This window comes from Acinetobacter sp. WCHAc060033 (genome assembly GCF_004209125.1).
In the GTDB taxonomy this organism is placed as follows: domain Bacteria; phylum Pseudomonadota; class Gammaproteobacteria; order Pseudomonadales; family Moraxellaceae; genus Acinetobacter; species Acinetobacter wuhouensis.
Genome location: NZ_SGSW01000001.1, coordinates 63,575 through 84,412 on the forward strand (window position 1 = coordinate 63,575; position 20,838 = coordinate 84,412).

Annotated in this window: 19 protein-coding genes; 12 read left to right on the top strand and 7 right to left on the bottom strand. The window is 40.2% G+C overall.

What is annotated here, in order from left to right; genetic code table 11:
* Window positions 1-249: 249 nt before the first annotated feature.
* On the bottom strand, window positions 250-3,660 hold the full coding sequence (locus EXE10_RS00295; RefSeq protein ID WP_130111970.1) for an Rne/Rng family ribonuclease: 3,411 nt from the start codon (window positions 3,658-3,660) through the stop codon (window positions 250-252).
* An 802-nt stretch (window positions 3,661-4,462) separates the two neighbouring features.
* Between EXE10_RS00295 and EXE10_RS00300 the strand changes: the two genes are divergently transcribed.
* The 5 genes from EXE10_RS00300 (at window position 4,463) to dmpG (ending at window position 9,625) form a co-directional block, all read left to right on the top strand.
* Entirely contained in the window at window positions 4,463-5,413 is a 951-nt protein-coding gene (locus tag EXE10_RS00300; RefSeq protein ID WP_130111971.1) for an RluA family pseudouridine synthase, read from the top strand.
* A 243-nt stretch (window positions 5,414-5,656) separates the two neighbouring features.
* Window positions 5,657-6,325: an HAD-IA family hydrolase gene (locus tag EXE10_RS00305; protein WP_130111972.1), complete on the top strand. Its 669-nt coding sequence runs from the start codon at window positions 5,657-5,659 to the stop codon at window positions 6,323-6,325.
* 487 nt (window positions 6,326-6,812) lie between these two features.
* On the top strand, window positions 6,813-7,622 hold the full coding sequence (locus EXE10_RS00310) for a fumarylacetoacetate hydrolase family protein (RefSeq protein WP_068973751.1): 810 nt from the start codon (window positions 6,813-6,815) through the stop codon (window positions 7,620-7,622).
* Window positions 7,623-7,694: 72 nt separating this feature from the next.
* Window positions 7,695-8,594, top strand: a complete 900-nt coding sequence (locus tag EXE10_RS00315; protein WP_087550476.1) for an acetaldehyde dehydrogenase (acetylating) — start codon at window positions 7,695-7,697, stop codon at window positions 8,592-8,594.
* An 11-nt stretch (window positions 8,595-8,605) separates the two neighbouring features.
* Window positions 8,606-9,625, top strand: coding sequence for a 4-hydroxy-2-oxovalerate aldolase (gene dmpG / locus EXE10_RS00320; RefSeq protein ID WP_130111973.1), 1,020 nt, complete (start codon window positions 8,606-8,608; stop codon window positions 9,623-9,625).
* Window positions 9,626-9,679: 54 nt separating this feature from the next.
* Here dmpG and EXE10_RS00325 read toward each other — a convergent pair whose 3' ends face one another.
* Window positions 9,680-9,970, bottom strand: a complete 291-nt coding sequence (locus EXE10_RS00325; protein ID WP_130111974.1) for a hypothetical protein — start codon at window positions 9,968-9,970, stop codon at window positions 9,680-9,682.
* An 11-nt stretch (window positions 9,971-9,981) separates the two neighbouring features.
* On the bottom strand, window positions 9,982-10,599 hold the full coding sequence (locus EXE10_RS00330; RefSeq protein ID WP_130111975.1) for a hypothetical protein: 618 nt from the start codon (window positions 10,597-10,599) through the stop codon (window positions 9,982-9,984).
* 452 nt (window positions 10,600-11,051) lie between these two features.
* On the opposite strand from EXE10_RS00330, the gene EXE10_RS00335 reads away from it, so the two are divergent.
* Window positions 11,052-12,344 carry an OprD family outer membrane porin gene (locus tag EXE10_RS00335; RefSeq protein WP_130111976.1) on the top strand — a complete coding sequence of 431 codons (1,293 nt, stop codon included), beginning with the start codon at window positions 11,052-11,054 and terminating at the stop codon, window positions 12,342-12,344.
* A 535-nt stretch (window positions 12,345-12,879) separates the two neighbouring features.
* Complete coding sequence (locus tag EXE10_RS00340; RefSeq protein WP_130111977.1) at window positions 12,880-13,737, top strand: alpha/beta fold hydrolase; 858 nt, start codon at window positions 12,880-12,882, stop codon at window positions 13,735-13,737.
* A 96-nt stretch (window positions 13,738-13,833) separates the two neighbouring features.
* Here EXE10_RS00340 and EXE10_RS00345 read toward each other — a convergent pair whose 3' ends face one another.
* The 4 genes from EXE10_RS00345 to hcaR form a co-directional block, all read right to left on the bottom strand.
* Entirely contained in the window at window positions 13,834-14,097 is a 264-nt protein-coding gene (locus EXE10_RS00345) for a Txe/YoeB family addiction module toxin (RefSeq protein WP_068973744.1), read from the bottom strand.
* Window positions 14,081-14,344: a type II toxin-antitoxin system Phd/YefM family antitoxin gene (locus EXE10_RS00350; RefSeq protein WP_130111978.1), complete on the bottom strand. Its 264-nt coding sequence runs from the start codon at window positions 14,342-14,344 to the stop codon at window positions 14,081-14,083. Before EXE10_RS00350 ends, EXE10_RS00345 begins: the two co-directional genes overlap by 17 nt.
* 166 nt (window positions 14,345-14,510) lie before the next feature.
* Complete coding sequence (locus tag EXE10_RS00355) at window positions 14,511-15,191, bottom strand: DUF1345 domain-containing protein (RefSeq protein ID WP_416346091.1); 681 nt, start codon at window positions 15,189-15,191, stop codon at window positions 14,511-14,513.
* Between the two features lie 293 nt (window positions 15,192-15,484).
* On the bottom strand, window positions 15,485-16,390 hold the full coding sequence (gene hcaR / locus EXE10_RS00360) for a DNA-binding transcriptional regulator HcaR (protein WP_068973741.1): 906 nt from the start codon (window positions 16,388-16,390) through the stop codon (window positions 15,485-15,487).
* 282 nt (window positions 16,391-16,672) lie between these two features.
* Here hcaR and hcaE point away from each other — a divergent pair, with 282 nt between their 5' ends.
* The 5 genes from hcaE to EXE10_RS00385 all read left to right on the top strand — a co-directional run bounded on the left by hcaE (window position 16,673) and on the right by EXE10_RS00385 (window position 20,829).
* Window positions 16,673-18,040, top strand: coding sequence for a 3-phenylpropionate/cinnamic acid dioxygenase subunit alpha (gene hcaE / locus EXE10_RS00365; RefSeq protein WP_130111980.1), 1,368 nt, complete (start codon window positions 16,673-16,675; stop codon window positions 18,038-18,040).
* Window positions 18,037-18,555, top strand: coding sequence for a 3-phenylpropionate/cinnamic acid dioxygenase subunit beta (gene hcaF, locus EXE10_RS00370; RefSeq protein WP_068973739.1), 519 nt, complete (start codon window positions 18,037-18,039; stop codon window positions 18,553-18,555). The genes hcaE and hcaF overlap by 4 nt, the downstream gene beginning before the upstream one ends.
* A complete protein-coding gene (hcaC, locus tag EXE10_RS00375; RefSeq protein ID WP_130111981.1) occupies window positions 18,555-18,881 on the top strand; it encodes a 3-phenylpropionate/cinnamic acid dioxygenase ferredoxin subunit in 327 nt (108 codons plus the stop codon). The genes hcaF and hcaC overlap by 1 nt, the downstream gene beginning before the upstream one ends.
* 2 nt (window positions 18,882-18,883) lie before the next feature.
* A complete protein-coding gene (hcaB, locus tag EXE10_RS00380; protein WP_130111982.1) occupies window positions 18,884-19,699 on the top strand; it encodes a 3-phenylpropionate-dihydrodiol/cinnamic acid-dihydrodiol dehydrogenase in 816 nt (271 codons plus the stop codon).
* A 167-nt stretch (window positions 19,700-19,866) separates the two neighbouring features.
* Window positions 19,867-20,829 carry a 3-carboxyethylcatechol 2,3-dioxygenase gene (locus EXE10_RS00385; RefSeq protein ID WP_130111983.1) on the top strand — a complete coding sequence of 321 codons (963 nt, stop codon included), beginning with the start codon at window positions 19,867-19,869 and terminating at the stop codon, window positions 20,827-20,829.
* The last annotated feature ends 9 nt before the right edge of the window (window positions 20,830-20,838 follow it).

A 20,838-nucleotide genomic window follows, 5' to 3' on the forward strand; every position in this document is an offset into this window, starting at 1 on the left:
TTTATTTGCTTCTAATTTGCAAACCATATTTATGCTTAATATTAGACTGAACACTAAGTATTTTCATGTTAAGCATAATATAAAGAATAAAAATAACTCTATACAGCTGTCTTTTTAATAGATTTGGTCTAGTGCAATCAACCTAATCTGACAAATGTATTTGTAATTTATTCAAAATAACAAAAAAACCTAGCCATCGAAATGACTAGGTTCTTTTTAAACAACAGCATTTGAGCAAATAATTACTAATTATTCAGCTGTTGGTGGTGTTGTTTTTTTTGGTGGACGACCACGTGGGCGAGCAGGTTTTTCATCTGTCGCAACAGTCTCGGCTTGTTGCGTTGCTTCATCTTTCACAGTTTCAGCTGTTTCCAATGCAAGCGATTGCTGTGGTTTTTCAGCTTCGGCTTCTTTTGTTGTATCAACAACAGCATCAGTTTCTACTGAAACTTCAACTTTTGCTTCTTCAACCACTGGTGCAGCTTCTGTTTCTACTGCTTCAACTGGTGTGGTTGCTTCAGTCTCAGTTGCGATAGTTTCAGTTGTTGCTTCAGCTTGAACAGGTGCTGCTTCAACAACATCAGATTCAGCTGTTTTCACAACTTCAGCTTGATGCTCTTGCTTTGCTTGAGCAGCCGCTTGTTTGGCTAAACGACGACGTTCACGTGGATCATTAGCTACACGACGGTCATTTTCTGGCTTTGGTGGTGTTAGGTCTAACACTTCCGCAGGCTCAGCTTCAGGTGCAGCTTTAGTCACAGCAACATCACGTGTCACTGGTTGTTTAACCGCAGGTTCAGAAGTTTCTACAACAGTAAGCGTTGCAGCATATTCTTCTGTGAACTTCGCCAATGCACGGTTGAACGTTGGGATTAATCCAAACTGTTCAATCAATACAGCACAATCATCACCATAAACATGAGTAATCAAGCTACGTACAGTATACTGACCTAAGGTCGGTACTTGAGACGGATTAAGTTTTGGTGCAACAGCTTTGGCTTGAGCGGCTTCACGTTGTTGACGGCGCTTTTGACGCGGGTCATTACTCGCACGTTGAACAGGTTGTTGAGCTTGAACTTCTACAACAGGTGCTTGCTCTACAGGTGTCGTATTTGCTTCTGGTGTAGCAGTTGGTGCTTCAACGGCAACTTCAGCTTTAGCTTCACGACGATGCTTTTGTTGCTTCGCAGGTGCAGGTGCTTGTTGTGGTGGTGTTAATGCCACAATTTCGCTTTGTGCTTGGTCAATATTCACAACCAAAGCTGTGGTTAATTGAGCCTGTTGAGGCGCATCAACGAATTCAACTTTAGGTTGTTGATTTTGAGCCGTTTGTTGTGTTTCAACAGCAGGTGCATTCACTTGAGCAGGTTGTTGCTCACCATTAAACACGCTATGGTCACGATGACGGTTTGGTCGTTGTGGACGCTGTTGTTGATTGCGGTCACGACGTGGAACAGCTTGTTCAGCATTATTGTTCACATCTGCATGTTGTTCATGCTGAGGACGTTGTTGTTTTTGCTGACGACGTTGATCACGTTGATCACGTTGCTCTTGGCGATTGTCCTGACGCTGCTCTTGGCGTTGTTCCTGACGAGTCACCTGAACAACTTCTTCAATCACCTGATGTTGATCATTTGATTGATCGCGTTGCTCTTTGTGCTTATTGCGATTTTTGTTTTTGTTGTTACGTTGAGGTTTGTCCTCACGTTCAACATGCTTTTCATACTCACGTGGCTCTTGTTTTTGAGCTGGTGCATGTGAAAGATAAGCATTGGTTTCAGGTACAACACGTGCTTCAATCGTTGGTGCAGAAGGCACTTGATTGACTTGACCGAATTGACCACGGCTTACCGCACCACCATTGACCATTTGTTCAATAGACGCTGCAGCATTATTCGCAGTACGTGACTGATCTACAGTTGCTGCTTGTTTTTGAACAAACAAGTTTTCTAACCAAGCGCATGGGCTTGATGATGGTTGCGCAACTTGAGCTTGAACAGCTTGTTGTCTTTGCTGTTGCTGAGCTTGCGGTTGGCTTTGTTGTTTTTTGCCTTGCTTATTGTTTTGAGTTTGAACAGGCGCAGCAGTGTGCTGATGTGCTTGCTCTTCCTCTAAATGCCACTCAGATGACTCATAACCCAATTCTTTTTCACTTGAGCGTGTTGCTTCAGTACGCTCATAGCTTGTTGGCGCAAAGCCTTCAGGGTTATACGAAATTTCGTAATGTGGTGTTTCTAAATGTGGATGTGGCAATACAGTCACACGTACATTTGAGGTTTGTTCTAAGTAAACAAGACTGTGGCGCTTTTCATTCAATAAGAATGCTGCAATTTCTACAGGCACTTCAACTTGTACTTCACCATGGCGTTCTTTGAGTGCAATCTCTTCAACTTTACGCATGATTGAAAGAGAAAGCGAACGTAAGTCACGTACCATACCTGTGCCATGACAGCGAGGGCAGACATAACCTGTTGCTTCTTCAAGTGATGGACGTAAGCGTTGACGGCTCATTTCCATTAAACCAAAACGTGACAATTGACCGAATTGGATACGTGCGCGGTCACTTTGAGTTGCTTCACGAAGTTTCGCTTCAACCATGCGTTGGTTACGTTCTTTGGTCATGTCGATAAAGTCGATCACGACTAAACCGCCAATATCACGTAAACGTAATTGACGAGAAATTTCTTCTGCTGCTTCTAAATTTGTGCTTAATGCTGTTTCTTCAACATCATGACCACGTGTAGATTTTGCAGAGTTAATATCAATAGAAACCAATGCTTCGGTTTGGTCGATGACAATTGAACCGCCAGAAGGAAGTTTTACTTCACGTTCATAAGCCGTTTGGATTTGGCTTTCGATACCGAAATGAGCGAACAATGGTTCATTTAAAGTATAAGTTTTGAGTTTGTCGAGTTGGTTTGGCATTACCGCTTTAACAAAGTTATATGCTTCGTTATAGGCTTGCTCAGAATCAATTAAAATTTCTGCAACATCATCACGTAAGTAATCACGAATCGCACGTGTCACGACACCTGCTTCTTGGTGTACCAACATTGGTGATGGACCAGAGTTTGCAGTCCCTTGGATTTGTGCCCAAAGGTCTAATAAATGTTGTAAGTCGAGTTGTAATTCTTCTTGTGAACGACCAATACCTGCAGTACGAACAATCACGCTCATACCACGAGGAGTATTTAAAGACGCCAACATTTCTTTCAACTCTTCACGAACTGAACCTGAAATTTGACGACTGATACCGCCACCTTTAGGGTTGTTTGGCATAAGTACCAAATAACGACCTGCAAGTGAAATATAAGTCGAAAGGGCAGCACCTTTATTGCCACGTTCTTCTTTTTCAACTTGAACAAGAAGTTCTGTGCCTTCAGTGATTAATTCACGAATATTTGAAGTTTGGCGAGGGTCTGCTTTGTAATAAGTATTGGCAATTTCGCGCATCGACAAGAAGCCTTGACGACCTGCACCATATTCTACAAATACAGCTTCTAAAGAAGGCTCTACGCGAGTGACATGACCTTTATAAATATTGGCTTTCTTTTGCTCACGTGTACGATTTTCTAAGTCGAAATCGTAAAGACGGTGACCAGTGATGAGTGCAACGCGAACTTCTTCGGCATGTGTTGCATTGATCAACATACGTTTCATGGGTGTAACACCTAATAGTGATCCACACCAACAACTCGCTATTTATCTAAATAAAGCGAACATCTAAAATATTGGATCAAGACTTAAACCAAAAACATCCAGTATGATTTAAGTTGCTGACTGAGTTGTGAGCTCAGGCGAGGGTTTGATACCTGTATTTCCGTATTGATGTTGCAATACTTTCTTTAATCTTTGCACAATTAAAGTTTTGAGGTTTTCACTGGCACTGAAAGTGGTGCATTGGATGACGGATTTGATCGTCTTTCACTGCGACATTGCTCGAAGATCATCTCAACTTTGGTGAGTGCGTCTTGATACGGAATTATCATCGTATCTTTACAAAATGTGCAGTTCCAATACCTCAGACACTTATGTCCTGAATAACACTCTAAAGCGACTTGGCTGATGTGTATCAGTTTATGTTTAAAAACCAAATGCTGGATAATGACCAGTTTGGCGACATATATTTTTAAACAAACCGATTTCTGTACTTTAAGTACAATTAAACGCAACAGTTTGTCTTTTTGCCGATATAATAAAGCCTTCGGCGTCGGCGTATTCTTTTGGGACCATTCCGAGCTTTGGGTGAATGCTTTATTCTGTCTGTGCTTTCAAAAAGTTTTTTGTTTCAAAAGTTTCTGAAATACAGATAATAAAGTTCACTTACGGTGGTATCCGTGCGCTGACTATAACAAACCTTGCATCATCTGCCTATGGGCTATACGGTTATTTTGTATGAAATGTATAGTCTAAGTGATCAGTTTTTAATCAAAATTTCGTTTTATTAGGTCATCGTAACTGTATGAATTCTACGCAAGACTGGCAAAGTGTCACCTGGTTTGAAGTCGACGAACATCAGGAAGCTCAACGTATTGATAATTTTTTATTTTCACGTTTAAAAGGTGTGCCGAAAAGTCGCATCTATCGTTTGATTCGTGAGGGTCAAGTTCGTGTCAATAAAAAGCGCGTTAAGGCTGAAACTAAGCTCGCGATTGGCGATCAGATCCGTGTTGCACCGATTCGTTTTGAGCAAAAAGATGAGTCTGCTGTACCTGTGTCAGATAAGGTGGCGCAAAGTTTATTAAGCCGTGTGGTCTATGAAGATGAAGGTTTAATGGTGGTCAATAAGCCATCTGGCATCGCAGTACATGGCGGTAGCGGTGTGGCGTATGGCTTGATTGAAGGTTTGCGTGCTGCAACAGGTAAAAAATATTTAGAACTGATCCATCGTATTGACCGTGATACATCTGGTTTGGTGATGATCAGTAAAAAACGTAGCGTACTGAAAACCCTGCAAGATTTGTTACGTGAGCACAAAATTCAAAAAACCTATGCTGCAATTGCTAAAGGTCAGGTGAGCTTAGACAATCAATTGATTGATCAACCTTTATTGCGCTATGAATTGGCAAATGGCGAACGTCGTGTACGTGTGTCAAAAGACGGTAAAGAATCCGAGACACAATGGAAAGTCGCTGAACGCTTTATGCATGCAACTTTGGTACATGCCTCACCGCTATCAGGGCGTACCCATCAGATTCGTGTACATGGTTTGAGTATTGGTCATCCGCTGGTTGGGGATGATAAGTATGGGCATGAAACTGAATATCGTGGACCAAATCCTCGTCGTTTGTGTCTGCATGCGATGCGTTTGGAAATTCCAGGCTATCCCGTGATTGAAGCGCCTTTGCCTGAAGATATGCAGAGTTTGGTGGCGCAGTTAAGATCGCAGAAAGCGGATAAGCCTGTTGCGTAATTAAAAGTATTTGAGAAGCTGTTTTTTAGGTTGGCAACAAAGTGATACTGATCAGTTAAGCTGATTTATTGAAGAAATATCATAAAAATTTCCCCTCTTGCGAAACTACGTTTCTCATCTTTGAAAAAGAGGGGAACGCCCCATAACTGAAAATAGTTTTGTTATGGAAAATTCCCTCTCCTTTCAGGAGATGAGTAGTATTACTACGTAAGGGGTGAGGTGGGCTTTAAATTGGAAATAAACATGCAAAAACCTGTAGAACTGATTATTTTTGACTGGGATGGAACACTGTTTGATTCTGTCGGGCAGATTGTGGCGAGTTTATTGTTTGCTGCTGAGCAATTTGAGCAATCTTTAACACCTGACACTGCAAAAAGTATTATTGGTTTAGGTTTGCCTGAAGTGGCTCAGGTTTTATTTCCAACTGTGCCTGAACTGCATACAGAAATTTTAAAATGCTATGGTGATCATTATGTGGAGCATTCCAAAGGTGATCAGTGGTTCGCAGGTGTATCAGAAATGTTGCATGATTTAAAAAATCAGGACATTCACTTGGCAGTGGCGACAGGTAAAAGCCGTAAAGGTTTAGATCGTGTGTTGGGGCAAACCAACAGTCGTGATTTATTTACCGTAACCCGTGCAGCGAGTGAAACTAAGTCTAAACCTGATCCATTAATGTTGGCAGAAATTTTACAACACACAGGGATTCAAGCTGATCGTGCGATTATGGTCGGTGATACTTCTTATGATTTGGAAATGGCGAAAAACATTGCCATGCCTCGTGTAGGCGTGAGTTATGGCGTGCATCGTATTGAAGTTTTACAAAGTTTTAATCCATTAACGATTGCAAACGATGTCAGCACTTTGCATGATTTTTTACTTCAACAGGTTCAGCTTAAAGACGTGGTTTAATCAATATCCATCGTCGCTTCATTCTCATAAAGAAAAGGGCAAAGTCATTCACTTTTGCCCTTTTTTCATATTTAAAAGATTGTATTGCTCTGTTATTTCTCGGCTGAAAAAGTCATTTTTGTTCATCTCTATATTAGCATTTAGTCGTAGAACAAAGTTCCCTCAAAAATAACAACGACCTGAATTCTGAGTAATTTACTGGTATTTCTAATTGATTTTTAACGCTTGTTTATTCATCTAAAAATATGGATAAAGATTTATAGGTTCTAACTATTGTCATAAATAAAATAAGTATTGGCACAAAAACAGCAATTTACCGATGCTTAAACTGTTCATAAAAGTACACGTTTTAAAGAAAAATGGTGTTCAGATGCAGTAGAACTGCAGAGATTGATCTGATCATTCAAGCAAAATCTCTCATTGGGTAATGTCGAGATTCAGCCATCTAAAACGGTATTCAGTCCATTTTGCAGTTTAAGGAAACATGATGTCGAATTCTGCTGTTGTTCAAACAAGTGTTGAATCGGTTGCTTTGGCTTTAAGAGAAGCTGAATTATCAAAAACGGCGATTGCGCCTGTTCGTCCACAACTTGGGGGTGAAAGTGCCGATGTAGATATCGCCTATGCCGTTCAGGAAGAAAACACTAAGCGTGCGATTGCTGAGGGTCGTCGTTTAGTAGGGCGCAAAATTGGTCTGACTTCAATTGCAGTACAAAAACAGTTAGGTGTTGATTCTCCTGATTTTGGAATGTTGTTTGCAGATATGGCATTTGGTGATGGTGAAGCCATTCCTGCGGGATTACTGATTCAACCGAAAGTTGAAGCTGAAATTGCGTTAGTGATCAATAAAGATCTAACCCAAGAAAAACATACTTATGCAGACATTATCAGTGCGACTGAATATGCCTTGCCTGCGGTTGAAGTGGTCGATAGCCGTATCGAAAACTGGAAAATTTCACTGATTGATACTGTTGCTGATAATGCGTCTTCTGCGGCGTATGTCCTCGGCTCTAAGCCTGTGAAACTTGAAAATCTTGACCTTGTAAATTGCAAAATGACCATGACGCGTAGTGGTGAAGTGGTTTCGCAAGGTGTGGGTAAAGCCTGTCTTTCAAATCCGCTCAATGCAGCCGTTTGGTTAGCAGATGAAATGGTACGTCGTGGTCGTCCACTTTTGGCAGGTGACATTATTTTGACTGGTGCATTGGGTCCAATGGTTGTGGCACATGCAGGTGATGAATTTGTTGTGGAAATTGAAGGTTTTGGTTCAGTGACTGCTGCTTTTGCGGCTGAATAAATCTGAATTTTACCTGGTCTTAAGTTTTACAACGCCTTGCATTTTACAGCATATAGTTAAGAGATATTGTTCATGAAAAAGATTAAATGTGCATTGATCGGTCCAGGGAATATTGGTACTGATTTACTTTATAAATTACAACGTAGTGAGTTTTTAGAACCTGTATGGATGGTGGGAATTGACCCAACATCTGAAGGTCTGGCACGTGCTGCAAAAATGGGCATTAAAACCACTGCTGAAGGTGTGGATGGTCTGCTTCCTCACGTGATTGCTGACGACATTAAAATTGCTTTCGATGCAACTTCTGCATACGTACATGCTGAAAACAGCCGTAAACTCAATGAGCTTGGCGTACAGATGATTGACTTAACGCCTGCGGCAATCGGTCCATTCTGTGTGCCCCCTGTGAATCTTGAGGCTTTGCTTGAAGCAGGTGATTTGCCAAATGTGAACATGGTGACTTGTGGTGGTCAGGCGACTATTCCGATGGTGGCTGCGATTTCACGTGTTCAGCCTGTTGAGTATGGTGAAATTATTGCGACTGTATCGACTAAATCAGTCGGTCCAGGTACACGTAAAAATATTGATGAATTTACTCGCACCACTGCGGGTGCAATTGAGCAAGTTGGCGGTGCAAAAGCGGGTAAAGCGATCATTATCATTAACCCTGCTGAGCCACCACTCATGATGCGTGACACGGTGCATTGCCTAGTGGAAGGTGAGCCTGATCAAGCTGCGATTACTGAATCCGTACATGCCATGATCAAAGAAGTTCAGAAATATGTACCAGGTTATAAACTGGTGAATGGTCCTGTATTTGATGGCAACCGTGTATCGATGTTCCTGGAAGTTGAAGGTCTGGGTGACTATTTACCAAAATATGCCGGCAACCTCGACATCATGACCGCAGCTGCTGCACGTACTGCAGAAATGTTTGCAGAACGTCTGATCGCTAACCAAGTAGAAGCATAAGGAGCATTTTCATGTCTAAGATTATTGTTAATGATATGACTTTACGTGATGGTATGCACCCGATGCGCCATCAAACAACCCCTGAGCAAATGGTTGCGATTGCAACTGCACTCGATGATGCGGGCGTACCGTTAATCGAAGTGACGCATGGTGACGGCTTAGGAGGTAACTCAGTCAACTATGGCTTTGCTGCTGCAACTGATGAAGAATACTTAAAAGCTGTTATTCCGAATTTAAAACAAGCTAAAGTTTCAGCGCTTTTACTTCCTGGTATCGGTACCGTTGACCATTTGAAAATGGCGCATGATGTCGGTGTCGCAACTATTCGTGTGGCAACGCATTCAACTGAAGCAGATGTTTCTGAACAGCACATTACCGCTGCACGTAAGCTTGGAATGGATACTGTGGGTTTCTTGATGATGGCACACATGGCTACTCCTGAGAAATTACTCGAAGAAGCACAGAAAATGGTGTCTTACGGTGCGAACTGTATTTATGTGACTGATTCAGCAGGTTATATGCTTCCACAGGATGTGACTGATCGTGTCGGTATCTTACGTGCAAACTTAGCGGCTGATATCGAAATCGGTTTTCACGGTCATCATAACTTAGGAATGGGTGTGGCAAACTCGATTGCAGCCGTTGAAGCGGGTGCAAAACGTGTAGACTTGGCTTCGGGTGGTTTAGGTGCGGGTGCGGGCAATACGCCACTTGAACTCTTTGTTGCGGTGGCGAACCGTATGCAAATCGAAACAGGTGTGGATTTATTTAAAGTACAAGATATTGCTGAAGAATTAGTTGTGCCAATGCTACAACATCCGATTCGTGCAGATCGTGATGCTGCGACTTTAGGTTATGCAGGTGTGTATTCTTCATTCTTATTATTCGCGAAACGTGCTGAAGCTAAATATGGCGTATCAGCTCGTGAAATTCTGCTTGAATTGGGTCGCCGTGGTACGGTGGGCGGTCAGGAAGATATGATTGAAGATCTTGCATTAACCATGTCTAAAACCAAAGAAGCGAATGCTTAATTTTCAATTATTGTATTAAAAATTAAAACGAAGAAAGCGTCCGGAAGGGCGCTTTCAAAATGGAAATTGTAAATTGCTAATTTTTACAGCATCGTAAATCATTCTAAGAAATTCATAATCACGTTCACTTTCATACTCAAAAAAAGTATAAGGAGTGCTGTTATAGTTATAACTTACCCCTAAATATCCCAATTCCCTATCATGGTCAAAATTATACCAAATAGAAATAGAAAAAGCGGTTGTCATGAGATCTGCTTTTTTCCCATCAAAATTCCATTTGTATTCACCATTTTCAGTTTTTTCATATAGAGTGCTTAAAAAATCTTTAAATCTTTCAGGAATCATTAACTTAAACCTTATGAAGTTGATGTAGTGGTACTTGCTTTAATTGACTCAGGGGCTTTATTCACTTCATCATTGTTAAATGCTTGGCTTTCCAAGGCAGCTTTACAAGCTAAAATAAAACTTCTAATAACTTTAACATCATCAAGTGCCATAGGGGCTTTAGCAGAGGCTTTACGATGCATAATTAATAAATCCTCTATATTGGTGAACAAATTGATTTGAATTGATAACTTTTTGTTCAAAAACTCATCTTCTAATACAAATGTTCTAATAAATCTAAAGTCCTTGAGAGCTAAGACATATTCAATATTATTAATATGATCATTTATACTATCTAGAGCACTTAAACAAAAAGATAATTTGGATGCATGCTTTAACTTTAGTACGTTTTGAATGGCTTTGTCTGCCTCATCTTTAATGGACTTGGTGATTGAAATATTATGCAGGATTTCAAGTATTGCTATGATAAATGCGCTAATTGTAAAAATTGTTCCTATATAGGAGAAAATATCTAGACGGCTAACTTTATTAGATTTTGATGGTTCAAGAATGAAGTCAAAGAAATACCAACCTAGAATAAAAAAAATTATAGTAATTATTACGGCAATAACACGGTATTTATTCCACATAAGGATGCACTTATAGACTTAATACTTAAACAAAAAATATTTAAATGAATTCGTTCTAATAGTATTCGAAGTTTGAATGAATTGAAAGTGAGAATCATGATAGAAAATACGCCCTATATGAAAGTTTTTTCTTATAAATGGTATTTATATATTTTTACAATCAAAAAATCAGTTAAACATAAAAACGCTTATAAAATTCATTATTCAATAAATTTTAAATTAAAAATAAGTAATATGCTGGTTTCTTTGTGTGCTTTAATCATATTATGCGATATCTGTTTTAAAGATATAATAATATCTTATTGTTAAAAAATATTAAAAAAAAATTGAAAAAATAAATGTTCCGATGAATGGTCGAAACAACGAAAAATCTTAATACTGTGGTCTGATTTTATATACATTTATAGTTCCGCATGATGATGACATAGATTTTTGTTTTATGGAAAGCAACGATGCGCCGTCAATCATTATGGATAGCAATGTGTACTGCAACAGCAGTTTTAGGGACAACGGCAACGCATGCAGCGTTTGTAGAAGACAGTCAAGTTCAGCTCAAGTTTCGCAACTTTTTCTTAGATCGTCAGCTCGATCAACCTGATAAAACTAAGCCTCAAGATTTTGGTAGCTGGTCGCAGGCAGTAACGCTCGATGCAAAATCTGGCTATGCAGAACTTGGTCCTGTACAAGTGGGTGTGGATGTTTTAGCACAATATGCACTCCGTTTAAGTGGTGATCGTGGGGATAATGACTATGTCATGCCATATGATTACAACAGCAAAGAGCAAGCACATGATAATGCAAAATTGGGTGCAACATTAAAAGCCAAAATCAGCCAAACAGAACTGAAAGTGGGTGAAATTTTACCCATGTCACCTGTGGTGCATTTCGACCCATCACGCCAATTACTCACGACTTTTGAGGGTGCTTGGTTAGAATCTAAAGACCTTAAAAATACCAAACTCACTTTGGGTTATTTAGATGGTGTCAATGCACGTTATGAAAATCAGGTGCATGATTTTGGACTGTGGCCAAATGAACTGAATACAGATAAGGGTAAAGTTCGTGAAGGCGATAGCAAAAGTATGCTAATCGCAGGTGTGGACTATCAAGTGACACCTGAGTTGGCAGCAAGCTATTTCTATGCGGATGTAGACAATATTTACCGCCAAAATTATCTCGGTTTGGCTTTTAATAAAAAGCTGGATGAGCACAATAAAATCGCCACACACATCCGTTATTTCGATAACCAAGATTCTGGTGATGCGATTTATGGTGAAATTGATAACCAAGCTTTGTCTTTGCGTGGCGCGTGGACACATGACAACCATACGATAGATGCAGGCTATCAACAGATTTTTGGCGATACGGGTAATGTGAATGCGATGTTCCCGACACTTTCAGGTTGGGTGCCTCAGCCGTATTTGGTGAATTGGTCGGTAGCAAGCTTTATTCGTAAAGATGAGCGTTCTTGGAGTTTAGGTTATACCTATGATTTTAAAGATACTTTTGCCAAAGGTTTGACTGTGACTGCACGTCATTATGATGGTTCAAATATTAAAAATAACAATGGTACACGAGGGAAAGAACAGGAAGATAATTTGATTGTGAATTATGTAATTCCTGAGGGTAAGCTTAAAGGTCTTGGTTTTCAATGGATGTATATCAATGTGAATTATGCCAATGTGCCAGGATTTGTGGATTTACAGGAACATCGTGTGGCAACGACGTATACATATAAGTTTTAAGAATTCATACCTTTAGATCTTAATCTTATCTCATCGTAGTTTTTTTGGGGGGTGTTGAGCTAGCACAGCCCCTCATATCGTGAGAAATTTAAATTGATTTGCGTAGGCGATGCCTAACTTTTCAGGGATGATGAGAAGCATTGCTTCGCAAGACAAAAATCCTTTGTTAGGTATGAGAAACAAGGTTTCGCAAGCTATCCATATCTTGCAGAGCGTTGCTCTTCATGCCTAACGGCGACATCCATGTCGCCCCGCGATAGCAAAACCCAATGTGACTTAATATATACATTTAAGTGACGTGAATTCTAAAAATAAGTTTTTAGATGGATTTTAAATTTAGGTTTGCTTTTTATTGTAAATAAATCATTTAAAACAATAGTTTAAATAATCGTTTTTTTATAGTTTGTCATCGTTATTAAATATCAATTTCACTCAAATTCACAGGTACTATGAAGCTGTAAATTAGTCAGTTTGAATCCATATTGATGCGTTTTCAAATGGATTCAACCCATAGATAGGCTGTAAAGGAATAGGTATGAGTACTGTACAAATCCCAGATTATAAAACTGATGCATTCTTCGGTTTGGAAGACAAATGGATTGAAACAGCTGAGGGTGAACTTACCCATTATCATGAAATAGGTGAGGGTACACCGATTCTGTTTTTACATGGTTCAGGTACAGGTGTTTCTGCAGCTGCAAACTGGTGGTTAAATTTGCCACAAATTGGTGAGCAAGCACGTTGTATCGCCATTGATACGATTGGTTATGGTCAAACTGTGGTTGCACCAAATACTGCTTATGGTATTCGTGCATGGGTTGATCATGCGATCCGTGCTTTAGACGCACTGGGTATTGAAAAAACTTGGTTGGTGGGGAACTCACTCGGTGGCTGGTTGGCATTCCAACTCGCGATGGATTATCCAGATCGTGTACTCGGTATTGTATCTATGGGTACAGGTGGTGCAAAACAAACAGCAGCACTGAAAGCACATGCAAATCCTGTATTGACAGAAGAAGGCATCAAAAAAACCTTGTCGATGTTTGTGGTAAACAAAGACTTAATCACCGATGAGTTGGTGAAAGTACGTTTCGCTTCTGCTGCAAATGACTATGCATCAAATCGTTTAATGGATGTGGTGGGCGCACGTGATCGTGATCGTTTTGAATTCCCACTCGATTTTGACAAAATGAAAGACATTACAGTACCTGTATTATTGATTCACGGTGTACAAGACGTGGTGATTCCAGTATCACGCTCATGGGATATTCTAAATACTGTACCACATGCCGATGCGCACATTTTCAGTCAGTGTGGTCACTGGTCACAAGTGGAAAAAGCTGAAGAATTTAATACCGTGATTAAAGATTATTTAACCGCACGTGGTGTATAAATTTTCTTTATTGATTCATCTAAAGGATGGCGCAAGCTGTCCTTTTTTTAGCCCTTTGAGTAGAGTTGTAATGAAAGCATGGATTAGCTTATGCTTTTATTCATAGTGATAACGGCAGGAAATTACGGTGATTGCTGTATCTGTGACTTCATAGACCAGTCGATTCTTTTCATCTATACGTCTGCTCCACAATCCAGATAAATCACCGAGTAAAGCTTCAGGCTTCCCAATACCTTCAAAGGGCGTACGTTGACATTCTTTGATTAAAGTATTGATTCTTTTGAGCGTCTTTCTATCTTGGCTTTGCCAATAAATATAAGTTTCCCAAGCTGTAGGCGTGAAACTAGTCAGCCGTGTCATCTAAAAGTTCTCTTTCGACTGCTTTCGAAGCGCGTAATTCAGCAATTGATTTTGCTAAATGTGCGGCATTACTTGGAGAAGATAACAGGTGTAATGTTTCCATGATGCTATTGTAATAATCTTGTCCCATGACAACGGCATGTTGTCCTTCTTTACGAGTGATTACAGCGACATCTGCATCATCTATCACTTTATCTAAAACAGTTTTTAGATTGTTACGTGCATCTGTATATGTAAATACGTGCATTTAAATACCTCGATCACCACTGTGGACGATGAATAAGTAATCTAAACCATCTACACGATGGAGTATAAAATAAATGTACAATATTCTGTACATATTGTAAAGGTATAAGGTCGTGATGTCAAAGTAGCACTTATAATGGGAAGTAAATGAAAGAGTATTTTGTTGCTCAGCTCATAATAAAACTCGCTGCGACATTAATACAGATCGCTAAAATTGTGGTATTAAACCCATACGCCAAAAGGATATGTAAAATATTCAGTGTACGCATTGAACTTGAAGTTAAAGAAACATCAGCAGTTTGTGCAGAAGTGCCAATTACATAACTAAAGTATATAAATTTTGGATAAGTGGGTTCAGGTGTTTTAGGAAAATCTAAGCCACCATCTTGATGTTTTGCGACTGCTAAATAAAAGTCATGCGCATAGTGAATCGCAAAAATGGTGTGCATAAATAACCATGCGAAAATGATGGTGACCATTGCTAAAATCAAATGCCCTAATTTGACCATATGATCATTTGGCAAATGTGTTAATTCAATAATAATCGCAATAAAACACATGATTAGGCTTAAAATGACTAAAAATAGGATGATCCATTTACTGGCATCTTGTTGCTGTGCTCGTTTTAAAATATGCGCTCGATTGGTTGTCCATAATGTTTTCATGGTCAAAATAAGATAGACAAAAATAGCAATATTCCAACTGAATAATAGGTTTGTAGACCAATTCCAATCTGTGGAAAAAGCGATCACTACATAGAGTAAGGCTGTCGTGATGAAGCTTATAAAAAAGTAAGGACGAGATTGCACTCCTGACTGGAAGCGGTGAAACGTATGTATTGTCCTCATTAACATCACCCAAACTTAAAATTGTTATGTTTTATGTATAAATATCTTAGCTGAATTTGTGGGAGGTGATTAGACTTAAGTTGTAGTCAATATCAAAGTTAATGAGAAAGACTGGCAATACTGATGCGTATAAAAAAGATGAAGTGTTTGGATTCAATTCGTAAAAAATAAAAGCAGACTTATTCATTTATACTTATTGTTGGAAAGTGTGAATAGGTTCTCTGTGAATTAGCCACCATTATTTTAAAAATAAATAATGGTGCAAAAAGCAAGATGTATGAGGTGGCTAAAAATTAACGATCTGAACGATTGATATCGAGATAAAATACCTTTGTTAATAGTTCCATAAATTTTTGTACAGCGACAGAATCCATATTTTTACGATAGCTGACATACAAATCTAAATAAGGAAGCTCTACATCAAGTGGGCGAATGACCGTATTACTCATGGTGAGTGGCGCAATATAACCTGGTAAAATGGTGCAGCCTAAGCCCATACCAATTGAGTTGATATTAAACAAAATATTATCGGCTTTTTGCACGATATTAAATTCAATATTATTCTGTTTGGCAAAGTCTAAAATAGCGTTGTGCAACGTACCTGATTGCTCTTCGGCAGGAATAATAAAATCAATACCATTCAACGCTTTAACAGGAATACGTTCATACTTCGCCAAAGGGTGATCTTTGGGCAAAATAAAAATCAAAGGCTCACGTAGGACAAACTTACTTTCAATTTCATCATTGTGAAAGTTATGTCGGGTAAAGCTGACATCTAATTCACCTTTCTTAATCGCACGCATTTGCTCAAGGTTGTTTAAGCTTAATAACTCGATTTTAAGATCAGGATTTTGTACCCGCAAATTAGGCAGAACGTAAGGGAATACCTTCATCTCAGCGACAGGAACGAAGCCAATACGAAGTAATTGTTGTTTGGCTTTGGAGACTTGACGTGCCATGGCAACAGCCTTGTCCGCTTGTGCCAAAGTTAAGCGTGCTTGTTCTAGAAAAACAGCACCTTCTTCGGTCAGTTCAACTTTACGTTTAGTACGATTCAGTAGTCTGACGCCGACATCTTCTTCTAGGTCTTTGATTTGCTGACTGAGAGAAGGTTGCGCGGTATAAAGTTTCAATGCTGCTTTACTGAAGTTGAGCTCTTCAGCCACAGTAATGAAGTATCTTAGATGTCGTAATTCCATATAACTCGTCCAAAGAGTAATCCAAAAAATGTCTTACTAATAAGCTGTGAGAGTATAATCTATAAACAACTATGGCGTGAAGATGATTATGCCATTTAGAAAATAAATGAAGTCTGCAAAAGCATTGCCATTCTAATATAGAAAATAACGCTGCTAATAATTCAAAAAAGGTATTAATTAAAACAAAATAAATATTTCCCTAAATCTCGTCTCAAAAGCGATGATTTGTGCAAAGTTGAGTCAATTTGTTTGTGACCCCACGTTTGTCGCAGGAGAGCTTTCATGAGTGGAAAAATTGATGTACGTGAAATCGACGCTTTGGTCGATGCACAAAATGGACGTATCTCGCCATCTATTTATACCGATCCAGATTTGTATGAATTGGAATTAGAGCGAGTTTTCGGTCGTACTTGGTTATTCCTTTGCCATGAAAGCCAAATTCCAAAAGCAGGTGATTTTTTTAACACTTATATGGGTGAAGATCCAATCATTGTGGTGCGTCAAAAAGATGGCTCAATCAAAGCATTATTGAACCAATGCCGTCACCGTTCAATGCGTGTCAGTTTTGCAGACTGTGGTAATACCCGTGCATTCACATGTCCATATCACGGTTGGTCATACGGTGTTGATGGTTCACTGAAAGATATTCCATTGGAAGATCGTGCATTTCCACAAGGTGCATGTAAAGAAAAATGGGGCTTGATCGAAGTTAACCGCGTCAAATCTTATAAGGGTTTAATTTTTGGTTGTTGGGATGAGTCCACACCTGATCTGATCGAATACATGGGGGATATTGCTTGGTATTTGGATGGTGTATTAGACCGTCGCCCGGGTGGCACAGAAATCATCGGGGGTGTACACAAATGGGAAATCGAGTGTAACTGGAAATTTGCAGCAGAGCAGTTTGCATCTGACCAATATCATGCATTGTTCTCACATGCTTCTGCGATTCAAGTGTTGGGTGCAAAACCTGATGATGAAGGCTCTAAAAAATTAGGTGCAGCCCAAACCGCGCGTCCTGTATGGGAAACAGCCAAAGATGCAATTCAATATGGTTCACGTGGTCATGGTTCAGGCTTTTTCTTTACAGAGAAACCTGATGCAAACGTCTGGGTGGATGGTGAAGTTGCCAACTATTTCCGTGAAACTTTTGAAGAAGTTAAAGAACGTTTAGGTGAAGTTCGTGCCTTACGTCTGGCAGGTCATAACACCATGTTCCCAACATTGTCATGGTTGAATGGTACGGCAACACTTCGTGTATGGCATCCACGTGGTCCAAACAAAACAGAAGTCTGGGCATTCTGTATTGCCGATGCCGAAGCTTCTCAGGAAGTCAAAGAAGCCTTTGAACGTTCTGCGACACGTGCTTTTGGTCCTGCAGGTTTCTTGGAACAAGATGACTCTGAGAACTGGATTGAGATTCAAAAAGTACTTCGTGGCTACAAAGCACGTAAAAACCAACTCATTATGGAAATGGGTTTAGGTAATGAAAAAGTCCGTGAAGATGGTATTCCAGGTATCACCAACTACATTTTCTCAGAAACAGCCGCACGTGGCATGTATCGTCGTTGGGCAGATTTACTGATTCATGAAAAATGGGTAGATGTAGAAGCTGCGGCAGAAGCGTATGAGCAGGAGCTTGTGAAATGAGTTTAGTGAGCCTCGAATTACAACACCAAATCAGCCAATTTTTATATCGTGAAGCAAAATTACTCGATGATTGGAAATTCCGTGAATGGTTAGATGTCTTTGCAGAAGATATTTCTTATACGCTTCGCACCACACCAAATGCACAAACCCGTGACCGTCGTCGTTCTGTTGAACCACCAACCACTTGGGTATTTAACGACAATAAACATTTGCTGGAACGCCGTGTTGCGCGTCTTGAAACAGGTATGGCTTGGGCGGAAGAACCTCCGTCACGTACCACACACATGGTTTCAAACGTGATTGTTGAAGCGACCGAAGTTGATGGTGAATACGATGTTTACGTCACCTATTTACTTTACCGTACACAGAAAGAAAAAGACGTGACGATTTACTGTGGTAAACGCCATGACAAACTTCGCCAAGTTGAAGGCGGCTTAGGATGGCAGATTTTTAACCGTAAAATTACCCTAGACCAAGTGACGTATAACTCACACAACTTGAGCGTGTTCTTCTGATGAATAAAATTTTTGTTTGCCAAATTGACGAGTTAGATGAAGGCGAAGCACTGAAAGTTGAGTCTGGCGTAAATGGTATCGAAGCACTGGCTGTATTCAATAACAACGGTGAATTCTTTGCCATGAATGACCGTTGTTCACATGGTAATGCGTCGATGTCTGAAGGTTATCTGGAAGATGATGGTACGGTGGAATGTCCATTACATTCTGCACGTTTTTGTCTAAAAACAGGTGAAGCATTGTGTCTACCTGCAACTGATCCAATCAAAACATTCCCTGTGATTGTGGAAGATGGTCAATTGTTTGTAGAAATGGCAGGAGAATAAGCATGGGGTGGCTACAAGGCGAAGTTGCACTGATTACTGGTGGTGGTTCAGGTTTAGGTTGGGCTTTGGTGGAGCGTTTTATTGAAGAGGGTGCACAAGTTGCAGTGCTTCAACGTTCAAAAGCCAAAGTGGATGCTTTAAATGAACATTTTGGTGGTCAAGTCTTAGCAATTGAGGGCGATGTAGCCAACTATGCGGACAATGTTCGTGCTGTGAATGCCACTGTTGAACGCTTTGGTAAACTTGATTGCTTCGTGGGTAATGCAGGAATTTGGGATCATTATGCAGATATCGTCAATACTTCAGGTGAACAACTTGAGAAAGCTTTTGATGAAATCATGGGCATCAACACCAAGTCTTTAATCCTTGGAGCGAAAGCTGCACTCGATGCATTGATCGCTTCTGAAGGGTCTATCATATTTACTTTGTCTAATTCAGCCTTGTACTCAGCAGGCGGAGGCCCTGTATATACAGCGTCTAAGCATGCAGGGGTTGGAGTTATGAAAGAATTGGCCTATGAGCTTGCGCCTAAAGTACGAGTGAACGCAGTTGCGCCCTCGGGTATGAATGTCAATATCAAAGGTGCGGCATCTTTAGGTCAGGAAAATGTAGGCTTATTGGATGCACGTGATCCTGAGAAAATTGCCCGTGGTATGCCATTGAACTTCCTCCCTGAACCTTCCGACATGACTGGTTCATATGTCTTACTTGCATCTCGCCAAAACAATCGCCCACTGACAGGTGTGTTGATTAATGCGGAATGTGGTTTGGGGATTCGTGGATTACGCCAACCACGTGCAGGTTTCTTTGATGAGTGATTGATTCACTTAACCATTCATAGATTAAATCCTCCCCAACCCTCCTTTTCCAAAGGAGGGAGTATCTCGAATTTAAATGGTTTTTATATTCGAAAGTTCCCCTCTTTTCAAAGAGGGGTTAAGGGAGATTAAGAAGTATAGCTATTGCTTCTATTTCGGAGTCCAACATGCCTGTTAAGCTCATATGTGCATCGCACAGTCCATTGATGGAATTTGCTTCACCGCAACAACAATACAAAGAACAAAAAGTTCGTGACACTTTTGCTCAACTTGCCAAAGTTGTTGAAGCGTACAATCCGACTTTAATCATTACCTTTGGTCCTGACCACTTTAATGGCTTCTTCTATGACTTGATGCCAAGTTTCTGTGTCGGTATTCGTGCTACAGCGGCAGGCGATTGGGACTATGGCAAAATTGACAATAAAATTGATGTACCTGAAGAAACAGCAATTGATTTAGTGCGTCGTGTTTTAGATGAAGGTGTCGATGTTGCCTATTCATACCGTATGCAAGCCGATCATGGTGTGACACAGCCTCTACATTTTTTATGCGGTGGAAAACTAGATCGCTACCCAACCATTCCTATTTTCATCAATGGTGCAGCTGCACCGATGCCAACCACGAAACGTACAGTGGCTTTAGGTCGTGCAGTCGGTCAGTTTGTTAAATCATTGAACCTTGAAAATGAACGTGTCCTGATTTTAGGAACAGGTGGCTTATCACACGATCCACCAACACCACAGATGGGTTCAGTACCACCTGAAGTGGAAGAGTTCCTGATCTGTGGACGAAATCCAAGTGAAGAATCACGCAATACACGTCAGGGCAAAATCATTGCTGTAGGACAAAAATTGGCAGCAGGTGATACCTCTGTGGCTGTACCACTGAATCCTGAATGGGATCGTGCCTTACTTGAGACTTTTGCCAAAGCTGACTTTGCAACGATTGAAGCGATGACTGAAGCTGAAATTCGCAAAGATGGCGGACGTGGCGGTCAGGAAGTTCGTTCATGGATGGCTGCTTTTGCTGCGATGCATGAAGTGGGTGAATACGATATGACTACACATTGCTACGAAGATATTAGTGAGTGGATTGCGGGCTTCGGCATCGTATCTGCTGAGTTGAAATAAATAAAGGAA

Coding starts and splice junctions, on each gene's coding strand:
- EXE10_RS00295 (WP_130111970.1), bottom strand. CDS start 3,660: ATGAAACGTATGTTGATCAATGCAACACATGCCGAAGAAGTTCGCGTT.
- EXE10_RS00300 (WP_130111971.1), top strand. CDS start 4,463: ATGAATTCTACGCAAGACTGGCAAAGTGTCACCTGGTTTGAAGTCGAC.
- EXE10_RS00305 (WP_130111972.1), top strand. CDS start 5,657: ATGCAAAAACCTGTAGAACTGATTATTTTTGACTGGGATGGAACACTG.
- EXE10_RS00310 (WP_068973751.1), top strand. CDS start 6,813: ATGTCGAATTCTGCTGTTGTTCAAACAAGTGTTGAATCGGTTGCTTTG.
- EXE10_RS00315 (WP_087550476.1), top strand. CDS start 7,695: ATGAAAAAGATTAAATGTGCATTGATCGGTCCAGGGAATATTGGTACT.
- dmpG (WP_130111973.1), top strand. CDS start 8,606: ATGTCTAAGATTATTGTTAATGATATGACTTTACGTGATGGTATGCAC.
- EXE10_RS00325 (WP_130111974.1), bottom strand. CDS start 9,970: ATGATTCCTGAAAGATTTAAAGATTTTTTAAGCACTCTATATGAAAAA.
- EXE10_RS00330 (WP_130111975.1), bottom strand. CDS start 10,599: ATGTGGAATAAATACCGTGTTATTGCCGTAATAATTACTATAATTTTT.
- EXE10_RS00335 (WP_130111976.1), top strand. CDS start 11,052: ATGCGCCGTCAATCATTATGGATAGCAATGTGTACTGCAACAGCAGTT.
- EXE10_RS00340 (WP_130111977.1), top strand. CDS start 12,880: ATGAGTACTGTACAAATCCCAGATTATAAAACTGATGCATTCTTCGGT.
- EXE10_RS00345 (WP_068973744.1), bottom strand. CDS start 14,097: ATGACACGGCTGACTAGTTTCACGCCTACAGCTTGGGAAACTTATATT.
- EXE10_RS00350 (WP_130111978.1), bottom strand. CDS start 14,344: ATGCACGTATTTACATATACAGATGCACGTAACAATCTAAAAACTGTT.
- EXE10_RS00355 (WP_416346091.1), bottom strand. CDS start 15,191: ATGAGGACAATACATACGTTTCACCGCTTCCAGTCAGGAGTGCAATCT.
- hcaR (WP_068973741.1), bottom strand. CDS start 16,390: ATGGAATTACGACATCTAAGATACTTCATTACTGTGGCTGAAGAGCTC.
- hcaE (WP_130111980.1), top strand. CDS start 16,673: ATGAGTGGAAAAATTGATGTACGTGAAATCGACGCTTTGGTCGATGCA.
- hcaF (WP_068973739.1), top strand. CDS start 18,037: ATGAGTTTAGTGAGCCTCGAATTACAACACCAAATCAGCCAATTTTTA.
- hcaC (WP_130111981.1), top strand. CDS start 18,555: ATGAATAAAATTTTTGTTTGCCAAATTGACGAGTTAGATGAAGGCGAA.
- hcaB (WP_130111982.1), top strand. CDS start 18,884: ATGGGGTGGCTACAAGGCGAAGTTGCACTGATTACTGGTGGTGGTTCA.
- EXE10_RS00385 (WP_130111983.1), top strand. CDS start 19,867: ATGCCTGTTAAGCTCATATGTGCATCGCACAGTCCATTGATGGAATTT.